Source organism: Cytobacillus sp. NJ13 (genome assembly GCA_030348385.1).
Taxonomy (GTDB): Bacteria; Bacillota; Bacilli; order Bacillales; family Cytobacillaceae; genus Cytobacillus.
On the sequence record JAUCFP010000006.1, the window covers coordinates 4,471,279 to 4,486,268 of the forward strand.

General features: G+C 41.8%; 13 protein-coding genes. 10 read left to right on the plus strand and 3 right to left on the minus strand.

Going from position 1 to position 14,990, the window contains the following annotated elements; translation table 11 throughout:
• The first annotated feature begins 139 nt into the window (after positions 1-139).
• The 3 genes from leuS to QUF73_22085 all read left to right on the plus strand — a co-directional run bounded on the left by leuS (position 140) and on the right by QUF73_22085 (position 3,309).
• Complete coding sequence (leuS, locus tag QUF73_22075; GenBank protein ID MDM5228793.1) at positions 140-2,557, plus strand: leucine--tRNA ligase; 2,418 nt, start codon at positions 140-142, stop codon at positions 2,555-2,557.
• A gap of 165 nt (positions 2,558-2,722) precedes the next feature.
• Complete coding sequence (locus tag QUF73_22080; GenBank protein MDM5228794.1) at positions 2,723-3,028, plus strand: rhodanese-like domain-containing protein; 306 nt, start codon at positions 2,723-2,725, stop codon at positions 3,026-3,028.
• Between the two features lie 98 nt (positions 3,029-3,126).
• Positions 3,127-3,309, plus strand: a complete 183-nt coding sequence (locus tag QUF73_22085) for a sporulation protein Cse60 (GenBank protein MDM5228795.1) — start codon at positions 3,127-3,129, stop codon at positions 3,307-3,309.
• A gap of 29 nt (positions 3,310-3,338) precedes the next feature.
• Here the strand turns inward: QUF73_22085 and QUF73_22090 are convergent, their stop codons facing one another.
• Positions 3,339-4,607, minus strand: coding sequence for an NAD(P)/FAD-dependent oxidoreductase (locus QUF73_22090; GenBank protein MDM5228796.1), 1,269 nt, complete (start codon positions 4,605-4,607; stop codon positions 3,339-3,341).
• 241 nt (positions 4,608-4,848) lie between these two features.
• Between QUF73_22090 and QUF73_22095 the strand changes: the two genes are divergently transcribed.
• Entirely contained in the window at positions 4,849-6,465 is a 1,617-nt protein-coding gene (locus tag QUF73_22095) for a polysaccharide biosynthesis protein (protein MDM5228797.1), read from the plus strand.
• A 192-nt stretch (positions 6,466-6,657) separates the two neighbouring features.
• A complete protein-coding gene (locus tag QUF73_22100) occupies positions 6,658-7,377 on the plus strand; it encodes a pseudouridine synthase (protein MDM5228798.1) in 720 nt (239 codons plus the stop codon).
• Between the two features lie 64 nt (positions 7,378-7,441).
• On the opposite strand, the gene QUF73_22105 is transcribed toward QUF73_22100, so the two are convergent.
• Entirely contained in the window at positions 7,442-7,663 is a 222-nt protein-coding gene (locus tag QUF73_22105) for a DeoR family transcriptional regulator (protein ID MDM5228799.1), read from the minus strand.
• Between the two features lie 458 nt (positions 7,664-8,121).
• Between QUF73_22105 and QUF73_22110 the strand changes: the two genes are divergently transcribed.
• From QUF73_22110 to dat, 5 genes are all read left to right on the plus strand, one after another.
• Complete coding sequence (locus QUF73_22110; protein ID MDM5228800.1) at positions 8,122-9,396, plus strand: M48 family metallopeptidase; 1,275 nt, start codon at positions 8,122-8,124, stop codon at positions 9,394-9,396.
• Positions 9,397-9,503: 107 nt separating this feature from the next.
• A complete protein-coding gene (locus QUF73_22115) occupies positions 9,504-10,220 on the plus strand; it encodes an ABC transporter ATP-binding protein (protein MDM5228801.1) in 717 nt (238 codons plus the stop codon).
• On the plus strand, positions 10,210-11,388 hold the full coding sequence (locus tag QUF73_22120; protein MDM5228802.1) for an ABC transporter permease: 1,179 nt from the start codon (positions 10,210-10,212) through the stop codon (positions 11,386-11,388). The genes QUF73_22115 and QUF73_22120 overlap by 11 nt, the downstream gene beginning before the upstream one ends.
• A 103-nt stretch (positions 11,389-11,491) precedes the next feature.
• Positions 11,492-12,910, plus strand: coding sequence for a dipeptidase PepV (gene pepV / locus QUF73_22125; GenBank protein MDM5228803.1), 1,419 nt, complete (start codon positions 11,492-11,494; stop codon positions 12,908-12,910).
• A gap of 87 nt (positions 12,911-12,997) precedes the next feature.
• The gene (dat, locus tag QUF73_22130; protein MDM5228804.1) at positions 12,998-13,867 is read left to right on the plus strand and encodes a D-amino-acid transaminase; all 870 of its coding nucleotides are present in this window, start codon (positions 12,998-13,000) and stop codon (positions 13,865-13,867) included.
• 55 nt (positions 13,868-13,922) lie between these two features.
• Here dat and cysK read toward each other — a convergent pair whose 3' ends face one another.
• Positions 13,923-14,855 (minus strand): cysteine synthase A, encoded by a 933-nt coding sequence (gene cysK / locus QUF73_22135; GenBank protein ID MDM5228805.1) that lies wholly within the window; start codon positions 14,853-14,855, stop codon positions 13,923-13,925.
• Positions 14,856-14,990 lie beyond the last annotated feature (135 nt).

Genomic DNA, 14,990 nt, shown 5'->3' on the forward strand with positions numbered 1-14,990 from the left:
GTTTTTTTATTGTATTAAAAAAATGAAGTGCAAATTTTTGAAGTCAGAAAGTAGTCTGGCTCCGTGCGCCATCGGCTCGTCTTATGCTTGTCGCCGATAAGCGGGTGCCCTGCGCTTTCGGATATTAGGAGGAAACAAAATGAGTTTCAATCATCAGGAGATTGAAAAAAAGTGGCAAGGCTACTGGGAAGAAAATAAAACATTCAAAACAACTGAAGATAAAGGCAAGCGCAAGTTTTATGCGCTGGATATGTTCCCTTATCCTTCAGGTGCAGGACTTCATGTCGGGCACCCGGAAGGATATACGGCAACAGACATCCTTTCCCGCATGAAGCGCATGCAGGGCTATAACGTCCTTCACCCAATGGGCTGGGATGCATTTGGTTTGCCTGCTGAGCAATATGCCCTTGATACAGGAAACGATCCTGCTGAATTCACAGAACAGAATATCAACACCTTCCGCCGCCAGATTAAGGCGTTAGGCTTTTCATATGACTGGGATCGTGAAGTAAACACAACAGACCCTGAATACTATAAATGGACTCAGTGGATATTCTTAAAGCTTTATGAAAAAGGACTTGCATATATCGATGAAGTAGCTGTTAACTGGTGTCCCGCACTTGGAACAGTGCTTGCAAATGAAGAGGTCATTGACGGAAAAAGTGAACGCGGAGGCCATCCGGTAGAACGCCGTCCAATGAGACAGTGGATGCTTAAAATTACGGCCTATGCGGATCGCCTGCTTGAAGATCTTGATTTATTGGATTGGCCAGAGAGCCTTAAGGATATGCAGCGAAACTGGATCGGCCGTTCTGAAGGAGCAGAAGTAACATTCAATATTGAGGGCCATGATGGCACGTTCACTGTTTTCACAACACGGCCTGACACATTATATGGTGCAACATATGCTGTTCTTGCTCCAGAACATGCGCTTGTTGAAAAAATCACAGCAGATGGGCAGCGTGACGCAGTTCAGGCTTACATTGACAAAGTAAAGAGCAAGAGCGATCTCGAGCGAACAGATCTTGCCAAAGAAAAAACAGGTGTCTTCACTGGTGCTTATGCGATTAACCCGGTTAATGGCGAAAAAATGCCAATCTGGATTGCAGATTATGTTTTAGTCAGCTATGGAACCGGGGCCATCATGGCAGTTCCAGCTCATGACGAGCGCGACTATGAGTTCGCCAAGCAATTTGATCTTCCTATTATAGAAGTCGTTGCCGGCGGAGATGTTGAAAAGGAAGCATACACTGGCGATGGCGAGCATGTGAACTCAGGTTTTCTTGATGGATTAAGCAAAGAGGAAGCGATTGAGAAAATGATCGCATGGCTTGAAGAAAAAGGCATTGGCACTAAGAAGGTTACTTATCGTCTTCGTGACTGGCTATTCAGCCGCCAGCGCTATTGGGGCGAGCCGATTCCAGTGATCCACTGGGAAGATGGCACAATGACTGCCGTGCCGGAAGATCAGCTGCCATTAGTGCTTCCAAAAACAACGGAAATCAAACCATCCGGCACTGGAGAGTCACCATTAGCCAACATCGATGATTGGGTTAATGTCGCGGATCCTGAAACAGGCAAAAAAGGCCGCAGGGAAACGAACACAATGCCGCAATGGGCAGGAAGCTGCTGGTACTATCTTCGCTATATTGATCCGAAAAACAGTGAAGCTCTTGCAGATCCTGAGAAATTAAAAGAATGGCTTCCGGTTGATATTTATATCGGCGGAGCTGAACATGCGGTTCTTCACCTTCTATATGCCCGTTTCTGGCACAAGGTCCTTTACGATGTGGGAGTTGTCCATACGAAGGAACCGTTCCAAAAGCTATTTAACCAAGGTATGATTCTTGGGGAAAATAATGAGAAAATGAGTAAATCAAAAGGCAATGTCGTTAATCCGGATGAAATTGTAGCAAGCCACGGTGCAGATACTCTTCGTCTATACGAAATGTTCATGGGACCGCTTGAAGCTTCCATTGCATGGTCTACAAATGGATTGGATGGTTCAAGAAGATTCCTTGACCGCATCTGGCGTTTGTTTGTGGAAGAGACTGGTGAATTAAGCCCGGGAATTCAGGACATTGAAGAAGGCAGCAGCCTTGAAAAGGTTTACCACCAAACGGTGAAAAAAGTAACTGAGGACTACGAAGGGCTTCGTTTCAACACAGCTATTTCTCAAATGATGGTATTCATTAATGAAGCGTATAAAGCAGATGTGCTTCCAAAGATCTTTGCAGAAGGCTTTGTTAAAATGCTTTCACCAATTGCTCCTCACATGTCTGAAGAGCTTTGGTCAAAATTAGGCCATGGTGAATCCATTGCTTATGAAGCCTGGCCGGCATATGATGAAGCCAAAATGACAGATGATGAAGTCGAAATCGTTATCCAGATCAACGGCAAAGTTAAAGCAAAGCTTATGGTTCCTGCCGATGCCAAAAAAGACCTATTGGAGCAAATCGCAATGGACGATGACAAAGTAAAAGAACAAATTGACGGAAAAACTGTCCGTAAAGTCATCGCGGTGCCAGGTAAACTTGTAAATATCGTTGCAAATTAAGTTGTATCAGATGAAACCACCTCTATTTGATAAGGGGTGGTTTTTGTATTTGTGATAATGAAACTTTCCTTTTATATTTTTCGTGATATATAGGGTATTATAGGAGTGGCAGCAGTATTAAATGCTAAGTGCTATTTAAAAAGCTTTCCAGAAAGGGTGTTAGGATTGGAGCGTATTGAAGAGATTACAACAGAAGAATTACAGAAAAAGCTTGAAGCTGGGGAGAAGCTTGAGCTTGTAGATGTGAGGGAAGATGCAGAGGTTGCATCCGGCATGATTCCAGGGGTGAGACATATCCGTATGGGCACGATACCTGAAAATCTTGATAAATTTGATAAAGATAAGGAGTACATTATTATTTGCCGTTCTGGCAATCGCAGCGGAAACGTATGCCACTATTTGCAGGACCAGGGATATAAAGTCCGCAATATGGCCGGGGGCATGCTGAACTGGCAGGGGGAAACAAAATAGAAAAGAGCGGAGCCGCAGAAGGCTTCGTTTTTTTTATTTTGTTTTAAAAATTCAGAAAATTGTCCAGACTGATAAAAAACTATGAAAGGAAGTTTCCTGTGATTAAGGTAAAGTTATTTGATCATGAACATGAAAAAGACCTGGAAAAGGATATGAATCATTTTCTGGAGAAGATTGAGGAAAAAAAGCTGCTGGATATAAAATATAATGTTGCCGCAATGAAAGAGGATGAAGATGAACAAATTTATTGTTTCTCTGCAATGGTTATATATAGAGCCTGATGTCTGAGGAGCATCAGGCTCTATCTTTATTATACGATTCTAGCTGAAACTGCTGCGTTTATTCCGGCTAACCTGCCTGTTACAAGTGCGGATGTGATATTATACCCGCCTGTGTAGCCATGGATGTCCAGGATTTCTCCGCAGAAGAAAAGTCCTTCCATCAATTTTGAAGCCATTGTTTGCGGTTCAATTTCTTTGACGGAAACCCCTCCGCCCGTAACAAAGGCTTTATCGAGAGGCAACGTCCCATTTACTTTAAATTGAAAAGATTTGCAGGCTTTAACAAAACTTCTGATCTTTTCGTTTGAAATCGCAGCTCCCTGTGAGGACGGATCCATTCCGTTCTGCTCAAGAAGAAACAAAAGATATCTTTCGGGAAGCATCCCTTTTAAGAGATTTTTAATACTTTTCTTTGGATCTTCTTTAATCTTTTTGGACACTTCCTGAAAAAGAGGCTCTTCCTTTGTATCCGGGATAGCGTCCAAATTCATGACCACTTCTTTTAAATTCCACTTCTTCATCGCTTTCACCGCATATTGGCTGCAGCGCAAAACGGCCGGGCCGCTAATGCCAAAATGGGTAAAAATCATATCCATCCGATGGGTTATGAGCGCTTTTCCTTTAGGATTTAAAACACTAAGTGCTACACTGCGAAGCGACAATCCCTGCAGCATTTTTTCTTTAATAAAATTCTCAGAAGATGTCAGCGGAACCTCGGTTGGGAAAAGCTCTGTAATCGTATGGCCTGCTTTTTCCGCCCATGCATAGCCGTCACCGGTTGAGCCGGTATGAGGGACTGATTTTCCTCCGACGGCTATCACAACTGAGTCTGCTTCATAAACATCGCCTGTTTTTAATTCTACCGATTTCACCCTTCCATTTTCATAGTGAACATCCTGAATCGGGCTGTTCGTTTTGATATCGACATTCAGCTCTTTCAGCCTTGAAATCAAGGCATCAACAACAGATTGTGCTTTGTCGGTAACGGGAAACATCCGCCCGTGATCTTCCTCTTTCAGCTTAATTCCCAAATTCTCAAAGAATCGGATAATATCTTCATTGCTGAAAATGGAGAATGCGCTGTACAAAAACCGGCCATTGCCGGGAATATGCTTAATGATTTCATCTACTGGCAGCCTGTTTGTGACATTGCACCGGCCTCCTCCGGAAATGGCAAGCTTCCTTCCAAGCTTGTTTCCTTTGTCAATCAGCAGAACTTTTGCCTTTTGTTCCGCAGCACCGATTGCTGCCATTAATCCCGAAGGACCCCCGCCTATAACTATTACATCATATTTCATGATTTCACCAACTTATTTTGATTAGCTAAGAAAGCAATAGCTCCATTATAAATCAAATATCCTATTTCTAAAAATAATGCCCCATTATGCGGTATTGCAAGTGGAATTTCTTCAGCAAGAAGAGTACACTACAAATAGTGTGTCTAAAAAGATAGAAAATTGACGAACTTACTGCGAATTATTTTGGCAATCACAGGCTGTCAAAGTCTGCATGCTGCAGTTTTTTTAAGGAAGGGATTTTATGTCATCTAAGCTCTTAAAGGGAACCTTCATCCTTACGCTTGGCACAATTATCTCGAAGGTTCTTGGTTTGTTTTATGTTATTCCTTTTTACCAAATTGTCGGGAAGGAAGGGACAGCCCTTTATTCCTTTTCGTATACACCTTATACAATCTTTATTAGTGTTGCAACAGCAGGGGTTCCGCTCGCTGTTGCAAAGTTTATCTCTAAATATAATGCAATAGAGGAATATGCGGTCGGTAGAAAGCTGTTCAAATCAGGTTTGGTAATTATGACGGCTAGCGGGGTTATTTCTTTCCTTATCCTGTTCTTCCTGGCACCAGTTGTTGCCGAAATGACCTTGGCAGGAAAAGATGTTGAGGTCAGTGTTGAAGATGTAACAACTGTAATCAGAGCGGTATCATTTGCCCTGATTATTATTCCGTTCATGAGTTTGATAAGAGGGTTCTTCCAGGGACATCAGTCAATGGGTCCTACTGCTGTTTCACAGGTTGTGGAACAGATTGTCCGCATTCTGTTCGTTCTTGCAGGTGCATATGTCGTTTTAAATGTTATGGAGGGATCGCTGACCACAGCGATCAGTGTCGCCACCTTTGCTGCCTTTATCGGCGGACTCGGAAGCCTTGGGGTGTTATTCTGGTACTGGCATAAACGTAAACCGCATTTGGATAAAATGCTTGAAGAAGATAAAGGAACCGTGGACATTTCCCTAAAGGAAATTTATAAAGAAATCATTCTTTATGCCGCACCTTTTGTATTTGTGGGTCTCGCTAATCCTCTCTTTCAGTTTATTGATCAGATTACATTTACAAGGGCGATGGATGCCATCGGTGAATCGAAAAATGCAGTGGCAGCCTTTTCTGTCCTGAACTTTGAGACGCATAAGCTGGTCATCATTCCTGTCTCACTCGCCACAGCTTTCTCGCTGACGCTTGTGCCAAGTGTGACGAAAGCATTTATGGAAGAAGATAGGTCAGATTTAAACCGCCAGCTTAACCAGACTTTCCAGGTGCTTCTCTTTCTGACTCTTCCTGCCGTGGCAGGATTGTCCCTGCTTGCAGAGCCGGTTTTTACCCTGTTTTATGAGCATAAAGAACTGGGTACTGAAGTGCTGAGAACATATGCACCTGTAGCGATTCTGTTTGCTTATTTTTCTGTAACAGCAGCCATTCTGCAGGGAATCAATGAACAGCGTTTTACAATATTAAGCTTGCTTACAGGCTTGCTTGTAAAGCTGTCATTGAATATTCCGCTCATAAAGCTGTTTGAAACACAGGGAGCAGTATTTGCAACAGCTCTTGGCTATACTGTGGCAATATTAATTAACCTATTTGTAATCAAAACTTATGCAAAATATCCGTTCAAGCTTGTCTTAAGAAGGGGAATGCTGATTGTATTATTTACTGCGTGCATGTACATTGCTGCAGGTGTGGTTTATAAAATCACAACAGTCTTTTTATCGCCGGCATCACCTTTTCAGGCTATGATTATTGTCATCATTTGTGCCGCAGCAGGAGCGGGTGTCTATTTCTACTTAAGCTTCAGAACAAATTTAATCTATCTCCTGTTCGGATCAAGAGTCGATAGAATGCTGAAGAAATTAAGATTGAAGGCATAAAAATAGAAGGTCTCCGTGATGGGGGCCTTTTTTAAAGAATGTTTAGGATTTGGTTTTAGATAACAATATACAAATCAACGGGCAGAATATTTACTTATAACAAGAATAAGAGAATCTTTTTAAAAGATAACTCTTTAATAACGCGATTTTAATCTAAACCAGATTAATTATGATTAAAAGGGAGGGACAGCCATGAGAATTGACAAAATGCTGGCCAATCTGGGCTACGGCAGCCGTAAGGATGTTAAGAAGCTATTAAAGGATGGAGCTATAACCGTTAATGATGAAAAAGTAAAGGATCCCAAGCACCAGGTCGATCCTGAACAGGATGCTGTCATCATTAATGGCGAAAAGGTTGAATATAAGGAATTCATATACTTGATGATGAACAAACCGCCAGGCGTCATTTCCGCAACAGAGGACTCTCAATTTGAAACCGTGGTGGATCTGCTTGAAATGGAAGACCTTGTTTTTTCTCCTTTTCCAGTAGGGCGCCTCGATAAGGATACAGAAGGGCTTTTGCTGCTGACCAATGACGGCCAGCTGGCCCATCGGCTGCTTTCTCCAAAGAAGCATGTTCCTAAAACCTATTTTGCAGTCATAGACAGTGAAGTAACAGCTGATGATATTGCCGCATTTAAAAAAGGGGTTATATTGGATGACGGCTATGAAACCAAGCCTGGGGACCTGGAGATCCTTAAATCCGGCATGACATCCGATATTGAGTTAACCATCACGGAGGGAAAATTCCATCAGGTGAAAAGAATGTTTGAGGCAGTGGGCAAAAGAGTCATTTATTTAAAGAGACTCTCAATGGGCCCGCTCAAGCTGGATGAAACATTGGAATTGGGTGAATATCGGGAATTGACTGATGAAGAGCTTGATAAGCTGATGAATTATGAAGTGAGATGAGACGGAAAAATCGCCCTGACAGCAGGGCGATTTTTTATTTAATAGGTTGGCTATGCTTTAAGTGTTAAGATGACATCTTTACTTTCTTTTGAGTTATGGTCCATTTGCCTCTGCTTGGACTCTTAACCAAGTCATTGTAGGCGAGGACATTTAAATCTCTTTGAATGGTGCGAGGAGTAATACCAAATTCCTCTACAAGCTCCTGAGTTGTTACAGTTCCGCGCTTACTTATAAACATGTAGACGGATTTTACACGGTTTAACATCCGGTTAGTTGAAGGTTTCAAAAAACCACTCCCTATCCTTTTTTCAAACCCCATGGCAATTTCCTGCAACCGACAGCTACATTGAAGGATGTTCCTTCAATCGTATGTAGTTTTCTTTTCCCCAGACAACCCCTTTGTATTCTGGTTATTTTAGTCAAGATGTCATACCTCTGACTATATTGTAACGCTATTATCTGATTATTTCTACTTTAAGAGTACAATTTTACAAAAAATTTATAATGCTGCTTGTGTTTTAGTCTTTACGTTCCCCTCCTTTTTAATGTATGTTTAATTCCCTAATTATTTGCGATTAAACCTCGATGGGAAAAGGGACTATTACTATACCTTATGGCAGAAGGGGCCTGTAATATGTACTGAAAATTCAAATAATCATTCAGGAAAGTTTCTATATCCTAAAATTTGTTTTTTGATTATAATCAATTGGTATATTTAAAAGAGATTGAAAGGAAGAAAGTGTTATGGAAGCTCACTCGCTGAGAGATCGCCTGGTATACCCGAAGGAAAATATTTATTTTGCATTCGTTGCTTTATTTAGTATTTTGTCTTATATTTTTCTCGCATTCTCTATTATTGGGATTGTCATTATATTGGCATTAATCATTGTATCTCTTCTGTTCCATGGTATTATGATGGGCGGCATCAGACGAAACGGAGTAAGAATAAATGAGAAACAATTTCCGGAGATTTATGAAAAAGCAGTATTAACTGCGAAGGAAATGGGTCTGCAAGATCTGCCGGATATATACGTGATTGAGTCTGAAGGTGTCTTAAATGCTTTTGCAACCAGGTTTTTCAGAAGAAATATGGTTGTCTTATATTCTGGTATTTTTGAATTGACTGCGCGGGGAGCTGAAAAGGAAGTGCTGTTCGTCCTGGCCCATGAATTTGCTCATTTAAAAAGAAAGCATGTTATCATAAGCCTGCTTCTGCTCCCTGCTATGTGGGTTCCATTCCTCGGGAATGCATACCTAAGAGCATGCGAGTATACATGTGATCGTTATGCTGCCTATTATATAAAGTCTTTTGAAGCATCAAGGGATGCCTTGACCATGCTTGCCATTGGAAAAGAACTTTATCCTAAGGTCAATAAGCAGGCATACATGGAGCAGCTCCAAACGGAAACGGGATTTTTTGTCTGGCTGAATGAGAAACTTTCCACCCATCCTCACCTGCCGAAAAGAATTTATGCTTTATCAAAAGTTTTTGCTGAAGACTCTGCAGTTGAGTTAAAAGAACCAAAGGGCAGGATATGGCTGGGGATAGCAGGATCAGTCCTAACGCTGACTATTCTTTCCGGCGGACTTTGGATTGGTTTTAAATCACTTGAAAAAATGGATTTGTGGACTGAAACGGTTATGGGAATTGAAGGAGCTACTGCTCTAATGAATGCAGCGAGCGAGAATGATACTGACATGATTCATACTTTGCTGGCTGATGGGGCTGATATTGAAGAAAAAGATGCAGATGGCACGACTGCCTTGCATTGGGCTGTGCTTAATGGCCAGTATGACAGTGCGGCTCTTCTTCTGGAAAGCGGGGCGGATCCTAATTCGGCAGATAACTATCCAACCACTCCTTTAATGAGTGCAGTATTTAATGAGGATACTGAAATGGCCATGCTTCTCCTCGAGTATGGTGCAGATCCCGCTGTGAAGGATGCGGATGGCTATACAGCCTATGATTACGCTGCAGACTTTGAAAATACAGAATTAATGGATATCCTCCAGCCATAATTAAACTGCTCCTTTGAAGGGGCAGTTTTATTTAGGTTATAAAGAATATATGAAAAAGAGGAAACCTTTTCCAAATATATCCGTATGTATAGTCAGGAGGAGAGTAAATGAACTTATTAAACGTCGATATTGCATCAGCAGGCTATGAAAATGGAAACCCGATCATACATAATATTAATTTTGATGTAAAGACAGGGGAATTGATCGGCCTTATAGGTCCTAACGGGGCAGGAAAAAGCACAACGATTAAAACAATCCTGGGATTATTGGAACATAAAAAGGGGACAGTGGAATTTAAGCAGGGAGTTAAGTATTCCTATATACCTGAACGCCCCATTTTCTATGATGAGCTGACATTGTGGGAACACTTGGATTTTACAGCTGCCGTAGAGGGACTGCCGGAAAGCCAGTATAAGAAGAGGGCATCAGAGCTCTTGAAGGAGTATAATCTGTCTGAACACGCTCATAAATTTCCTGGCACATATTCAAAGGGAATGCAGCAAAAGGCCATGCTGATTCTTGCGATGATTGCCAAGCCTGATGTCTATATTATTGATGAACCGTTTATTGGGCTGGATCCTAATGCTATGAAACTGTTTCTGGAATCAATTGAAAGAGAGAGGCAAAGAGGCGCAGGCATTCTTATGTCCACACATGTACTGGATACGGCAGAGAAAGTGTGCAGCCGCTTTCTAATTGTGCATGATGGCCAGTTGAAGGCTTCCGGCTCATTAGACGATATCAGGCAGCAATGCGGTCTTTTGGCTGGTTCGCTTTATGATTGCTTTCATCAGATTGCAGAGGGAAATGACAATGAAAAGTAGTTCGCTCTTTCTTGTAAGGTTAATCAATAGCTGGAAGTATCAGTTTGGTATTTTCCGTTCCATTGCAGATTGGACCATCATGGTTTATCTCATTGTTCCCGGTGCTGTCATTTTTGGAATGATATATCGCTCCTGGTGGTTAGAAACGCCGGAATGGATTGCAAACTTGCCAATGTTTCTCCTTTTCTTCCTGCTTTATATTTTTTCATGGCTGGGTAACTTTCGCCCATTTATACAAGAGGCTGATAAAGTGTTTCTGGTGAAGAATAAGAGCCTCTATTTGGGAATGAGAAAATGGGGATTTGTCTATTCACTTTTCTTTCAGGCAGTCAGTACAGGCGCAATGATAGCTCTTCTTCTTCCCTTTCTAAAGAACAGTTATTTTTTGCAATGGAGTCAAATCATTGCCCTGCTGATTTTTTTCATTACTCTGAAATGGGCGATTATGACAGTTTCCTATTATCTGAAGAGAGTTGAAGGGAAGTTTAGAAGATATGTAATTGGCTTTCTGCTGTTTGTATTATTGAGCTGGTTCAGCCAGCTCGTCTATTCACTGTGGAATTTCGGTGCAGACTTTCCGGTATACATGATATCGGCAGTGCTGCTTTCCGACACCTTAACGAGAGTCTCCCAGATGCTGAAAAAGATATCGGCCGCAGACTTTGAAATTATGCTTGAGCAGGAGGAAAAAACAAAGTATATCAAATGGATATTTATGATGGCTCCTGAGATAGAAAAGCCTGCAATTTCAATGAGGACAAGACCTCTATTATTCAGAAACTCCAGACGGATCTTTAAGAAGAGAACACCTATTACGGGACTGATAGAATTATTCATAAAGATTTTCATACGGAATCCCTCATATATTTTCAGTTTTTTTCAAATCATTTCTGTAAGCGCAGCGGGGATTATTGCCATTCCGCCACTATGGATAAAAGTAATTGTGTCGGCTGTCTTCCTTTTCTTAATGTATACATGGCTTTCGATCACCTGGGATAAATCCATTATGTCCCATCCCTCTACGAAAAAATATAGTGAAAAAGATTTCTATTTCACTGCAAGGAATAGAACGGTCATAGCCTTATTCTTCCTTGCCATTTTGATCTTAGGCCTGATTGTAAGCGTTTTGACAATCATCTTGGCAAGGTTCAGCATTCTTGGTGCATAATAAAGGTATGTTTTTATTACACAGTCCCATAAGCAAATTGCAGGCAAAATGGGTTATAATGGGTAAATCATAAATGTTCAAATCAGGATAAGGAGGTAACTTTATGAACGTATTGGATTGGCAAAAAGAGGTTAATAACAGAAAAGACGCTTTAATTGAAGATACTCAAAAACTTTTGAGAATTAAAAGCCTGCTGGATGAAGAGAATGCAGCAGATGATGCGCCCCTTGGTGAAGGTGTAAAGGAAGCACTCGATTTCATGCTTGAGCTTGGAGAAAAGGATGGATTCACTGTCAAAAATGTCGGCAGCCTGGCTGGTCATCTGGAATTTGGCGAGGGTGAAGAAATTGTTGGTGTACTTTGTCATGTCGACGTAGTTCCTGAAGGAGATGGATGGACTAGCGACCCATTTGGTGCAGAAATTCGCGATGGAAAGATTTTTGCCAGAGGGGCGATCGACGACAAAGGCCCTACGATGGCTGCTTATTATGCTATGAAAATTGTAAAGGAATTGGAGCTGCCTTTAAGCAAACGGGTCCGAATGATTATTGGAACAGATGAAGAAAGTGACTGGCGCTGTGTAGAGCATTATTTTAAACACGAAGAAATGCCAGCAATGGGATTTGCACCTGATGCAGATTTCCCAATTATCTATGCAGAAAAGGGCATCTCAGATTTTGATCTTGTCCAAATCGGCCATACCGAAGAAATAGACAGGGAAGTATTGGCAGAGGTCGTGCATTTCCAATCAGGAAGAAGATATAACATGGTTCCTGATTTTGCAAAAGCTAGTCTTGTAGTCCATCTTGAACACACTGAAGTGGTGCAAAGGTATATTGATTTCCTGAAAAAGACTGAGCTTGAAGGAAAGTATTACATAGATAACGGCGAACTGATTCTGGAGCTTCAGGGGGTATCGGCTCATGGGATGGAGCCTGATAATGGGAAAAATGCAGGTATTCTAATGGCATCATTCCTGGCATCCCTTCAGCTGGATGGGAAGGCATGCCAATATTTTCAGTTTGTATCACGATACTTATGTGATGATTCCAGAGGAAGAAAGCTTGGCATCGCCTGTACGGATGAGATTACCGGTGATTTAACCGTTAATGTAGGAAAACTTTCATATACGAAAGAAAATGGCGGCCGTTTAGGCTTTAATGTACGTTATCCCGTCACTAACAATATGGATGATACGAAAAATAAGCTTCAGTCCTTGATCGAAGACGAACATTTCAGATTAGAGAATTTCACTGATGCCAAGCCGCATCATGTGGAAGAAGATGATTTTCTTATCCAAACCCTGAAAAAAGTGTATGAACAGCAGACTGGGGAAAAGGCAGAGCTCTTATCCATTGGGGGGGGCACATATGCACGTTCCTTGAAGTCTGGTGTGGCGTTTGGCCCGCTTTTCCCAGGCAGGGAAGACGTGGCACATCAAAAAGATGAATATGTGTTTATTGAGGATTTAATAAAAGCTGCAGCTATTTATGCACAGGCGATTTATGAACTTGCGAAATAGCTCTAAAACCTGATATGATGGCTGAAAGATTTTACATAAACAGCTAATAGATTAGACAAAAAAACATATACAGGGAGTGGCAGGGAAATGGAATATGTTATTTTGAACGGAGACTTGATTGAACGATCAGAAGCAAAAGTGGATATCGAGGACCGGGGCTATCAATTTGGTGATGGCGTCTATGAAGTGATCCGCGTCTATAACGGAAAAATGTTTACAGCAATGGATCACCTTGAAAGGCTGCTTGAAAGCGGAAAGAAAATAGAGCTAAACATCCCTTATTCCTCAGAGCAGCTTAAACAGATGCTTGCAGAGATGATTGGGAGGAATAATCTTGAACTGGGAATTGTATATATGCAATTTTCCAGGGGAACTTCTCCAAGAAATCATGCTTATCCTGGTGCAGATGTTGCACCGGTGCTTACCGCCTATACCCGTGAAACCTCAAGGCCTGTTGAGAGCATGAGAAATGGCGTTAAGGCTAGTTTGATTGAAGATATTCGCTGGCTGCGCTGTGATATAAAGAGCCTGAATTTGCTTGGCAATATCATGGCAAAGCAAAAAGCAGCACAATCCGGCTGCTTTGAAGCGATTCAGCATCGCGGGGATACGGTGACTGAAGGGAGTTCCTCCAATATTGCAATCATAAAAGATGGGACACTATATACTCATCCTGCAACAAATCTGATCCTAAATGGCATTACCCGCCGCAAGATCAATGAGATCTGCAGGGAAAATGGAGTAGCACTTGAAGAATCTGCTTTTACAAAGGATGATCTGCTGGACGCGGATGAAGTCTTTATGTCCAGTACATCAGCTGAAATTACTCCGATTACAGAGATTGAAGGAAAGCCGATTGGTAATGGAAGTCCTGGTCCCATCACAAATAAATTACAGAACCTTTTTGAAGAGGCAATTGAAAAACAGTGCGGCAGTTTGACGGTTAAAATTAGATAGTTCTAAAACGAAAGACCCCAGGAGAAATCCCTGGGGTCTTGGTCTTTTAACTTCCTTATTCAAACTGAAACAGATCGCTTGAAAGGTATCTTTCTCCAGTATCGCAAACGATGAATACGACAACTTCGTCCGGCTTTAGCCTTTTTGCAACCTGGATGGCAGCATAGCAGGCTGCTCCTGAGGATGGACCGACTAATATCCCTTCTTCTCTTGCCATTCTGCGCGTCGTATCATATGCTTCTTCATCTTTGATTTGATGAATTTCATCATAAACATCCGTATTGAGAATTTCCGGAACAAATCCGGGACTTGTGCCGACAAGCTTGTGCCTGCCAGGCTTTCCGCCCGATAGGACAGGTGAGCCCTTGGGCTCCACAACATGCACTTCCAATCCAGAATAATGCTCTTTCAAAACTTCTCCTGTGCCGGTAATCGTGCCGCCGGTGCCTGCCGTGGCAACAAAGGCAGAAAGTGGTTTGCCGATTTCCTTCATGCCCTCAATAATTTCGACTGCTGTTGAATGGCGGTGTGCATCAGGGTTAGCGCTATTTTCAAATTGCATCGGCACAAAGCTGTTTGGGATTACCTCAGCCAGCTCATTAGCCTTTTTTATAGCACCGGGCATTTTGTCATCTCCAGGAGTCAGGACAACTTCTGCTCCATATGCTTTCAAAAGGTTGATGCGCTCTGCCGTCATGGTATCAGGCATAACCAGGATAGCCTTATAGCCGCGTGCTGCTGCATTCATTGCAAGCCCGATGCCGGTGTTTCCGCTGGTTGGTTCAATAATGGTTGAACCTGGTTTCAATTTGCCTGCTTTCTCAGCTTCGACAATCATATTATATGCCGCGCGGTCTTTTACACTGCGGCTTGGATTGTAGAATTCAAGCTTTGCATAAATGCTTGCTCCATTTTCAGGGGCGAGCTTATTTAATTTAACAAGTGGAGTATCTCCAATTAAGTCCGCGAGATTGTTGACAATTTTCATCTGACTCTCCCTTTCGAATAAGACTGTAATAACAAGGAAGTTTAATACTTTGTTATTTTATGTCCATCTGTTTAAATTCATCCTAACAAAGGAAATCTATAACTATTCATATTATATCCATCATACTAAAACAGA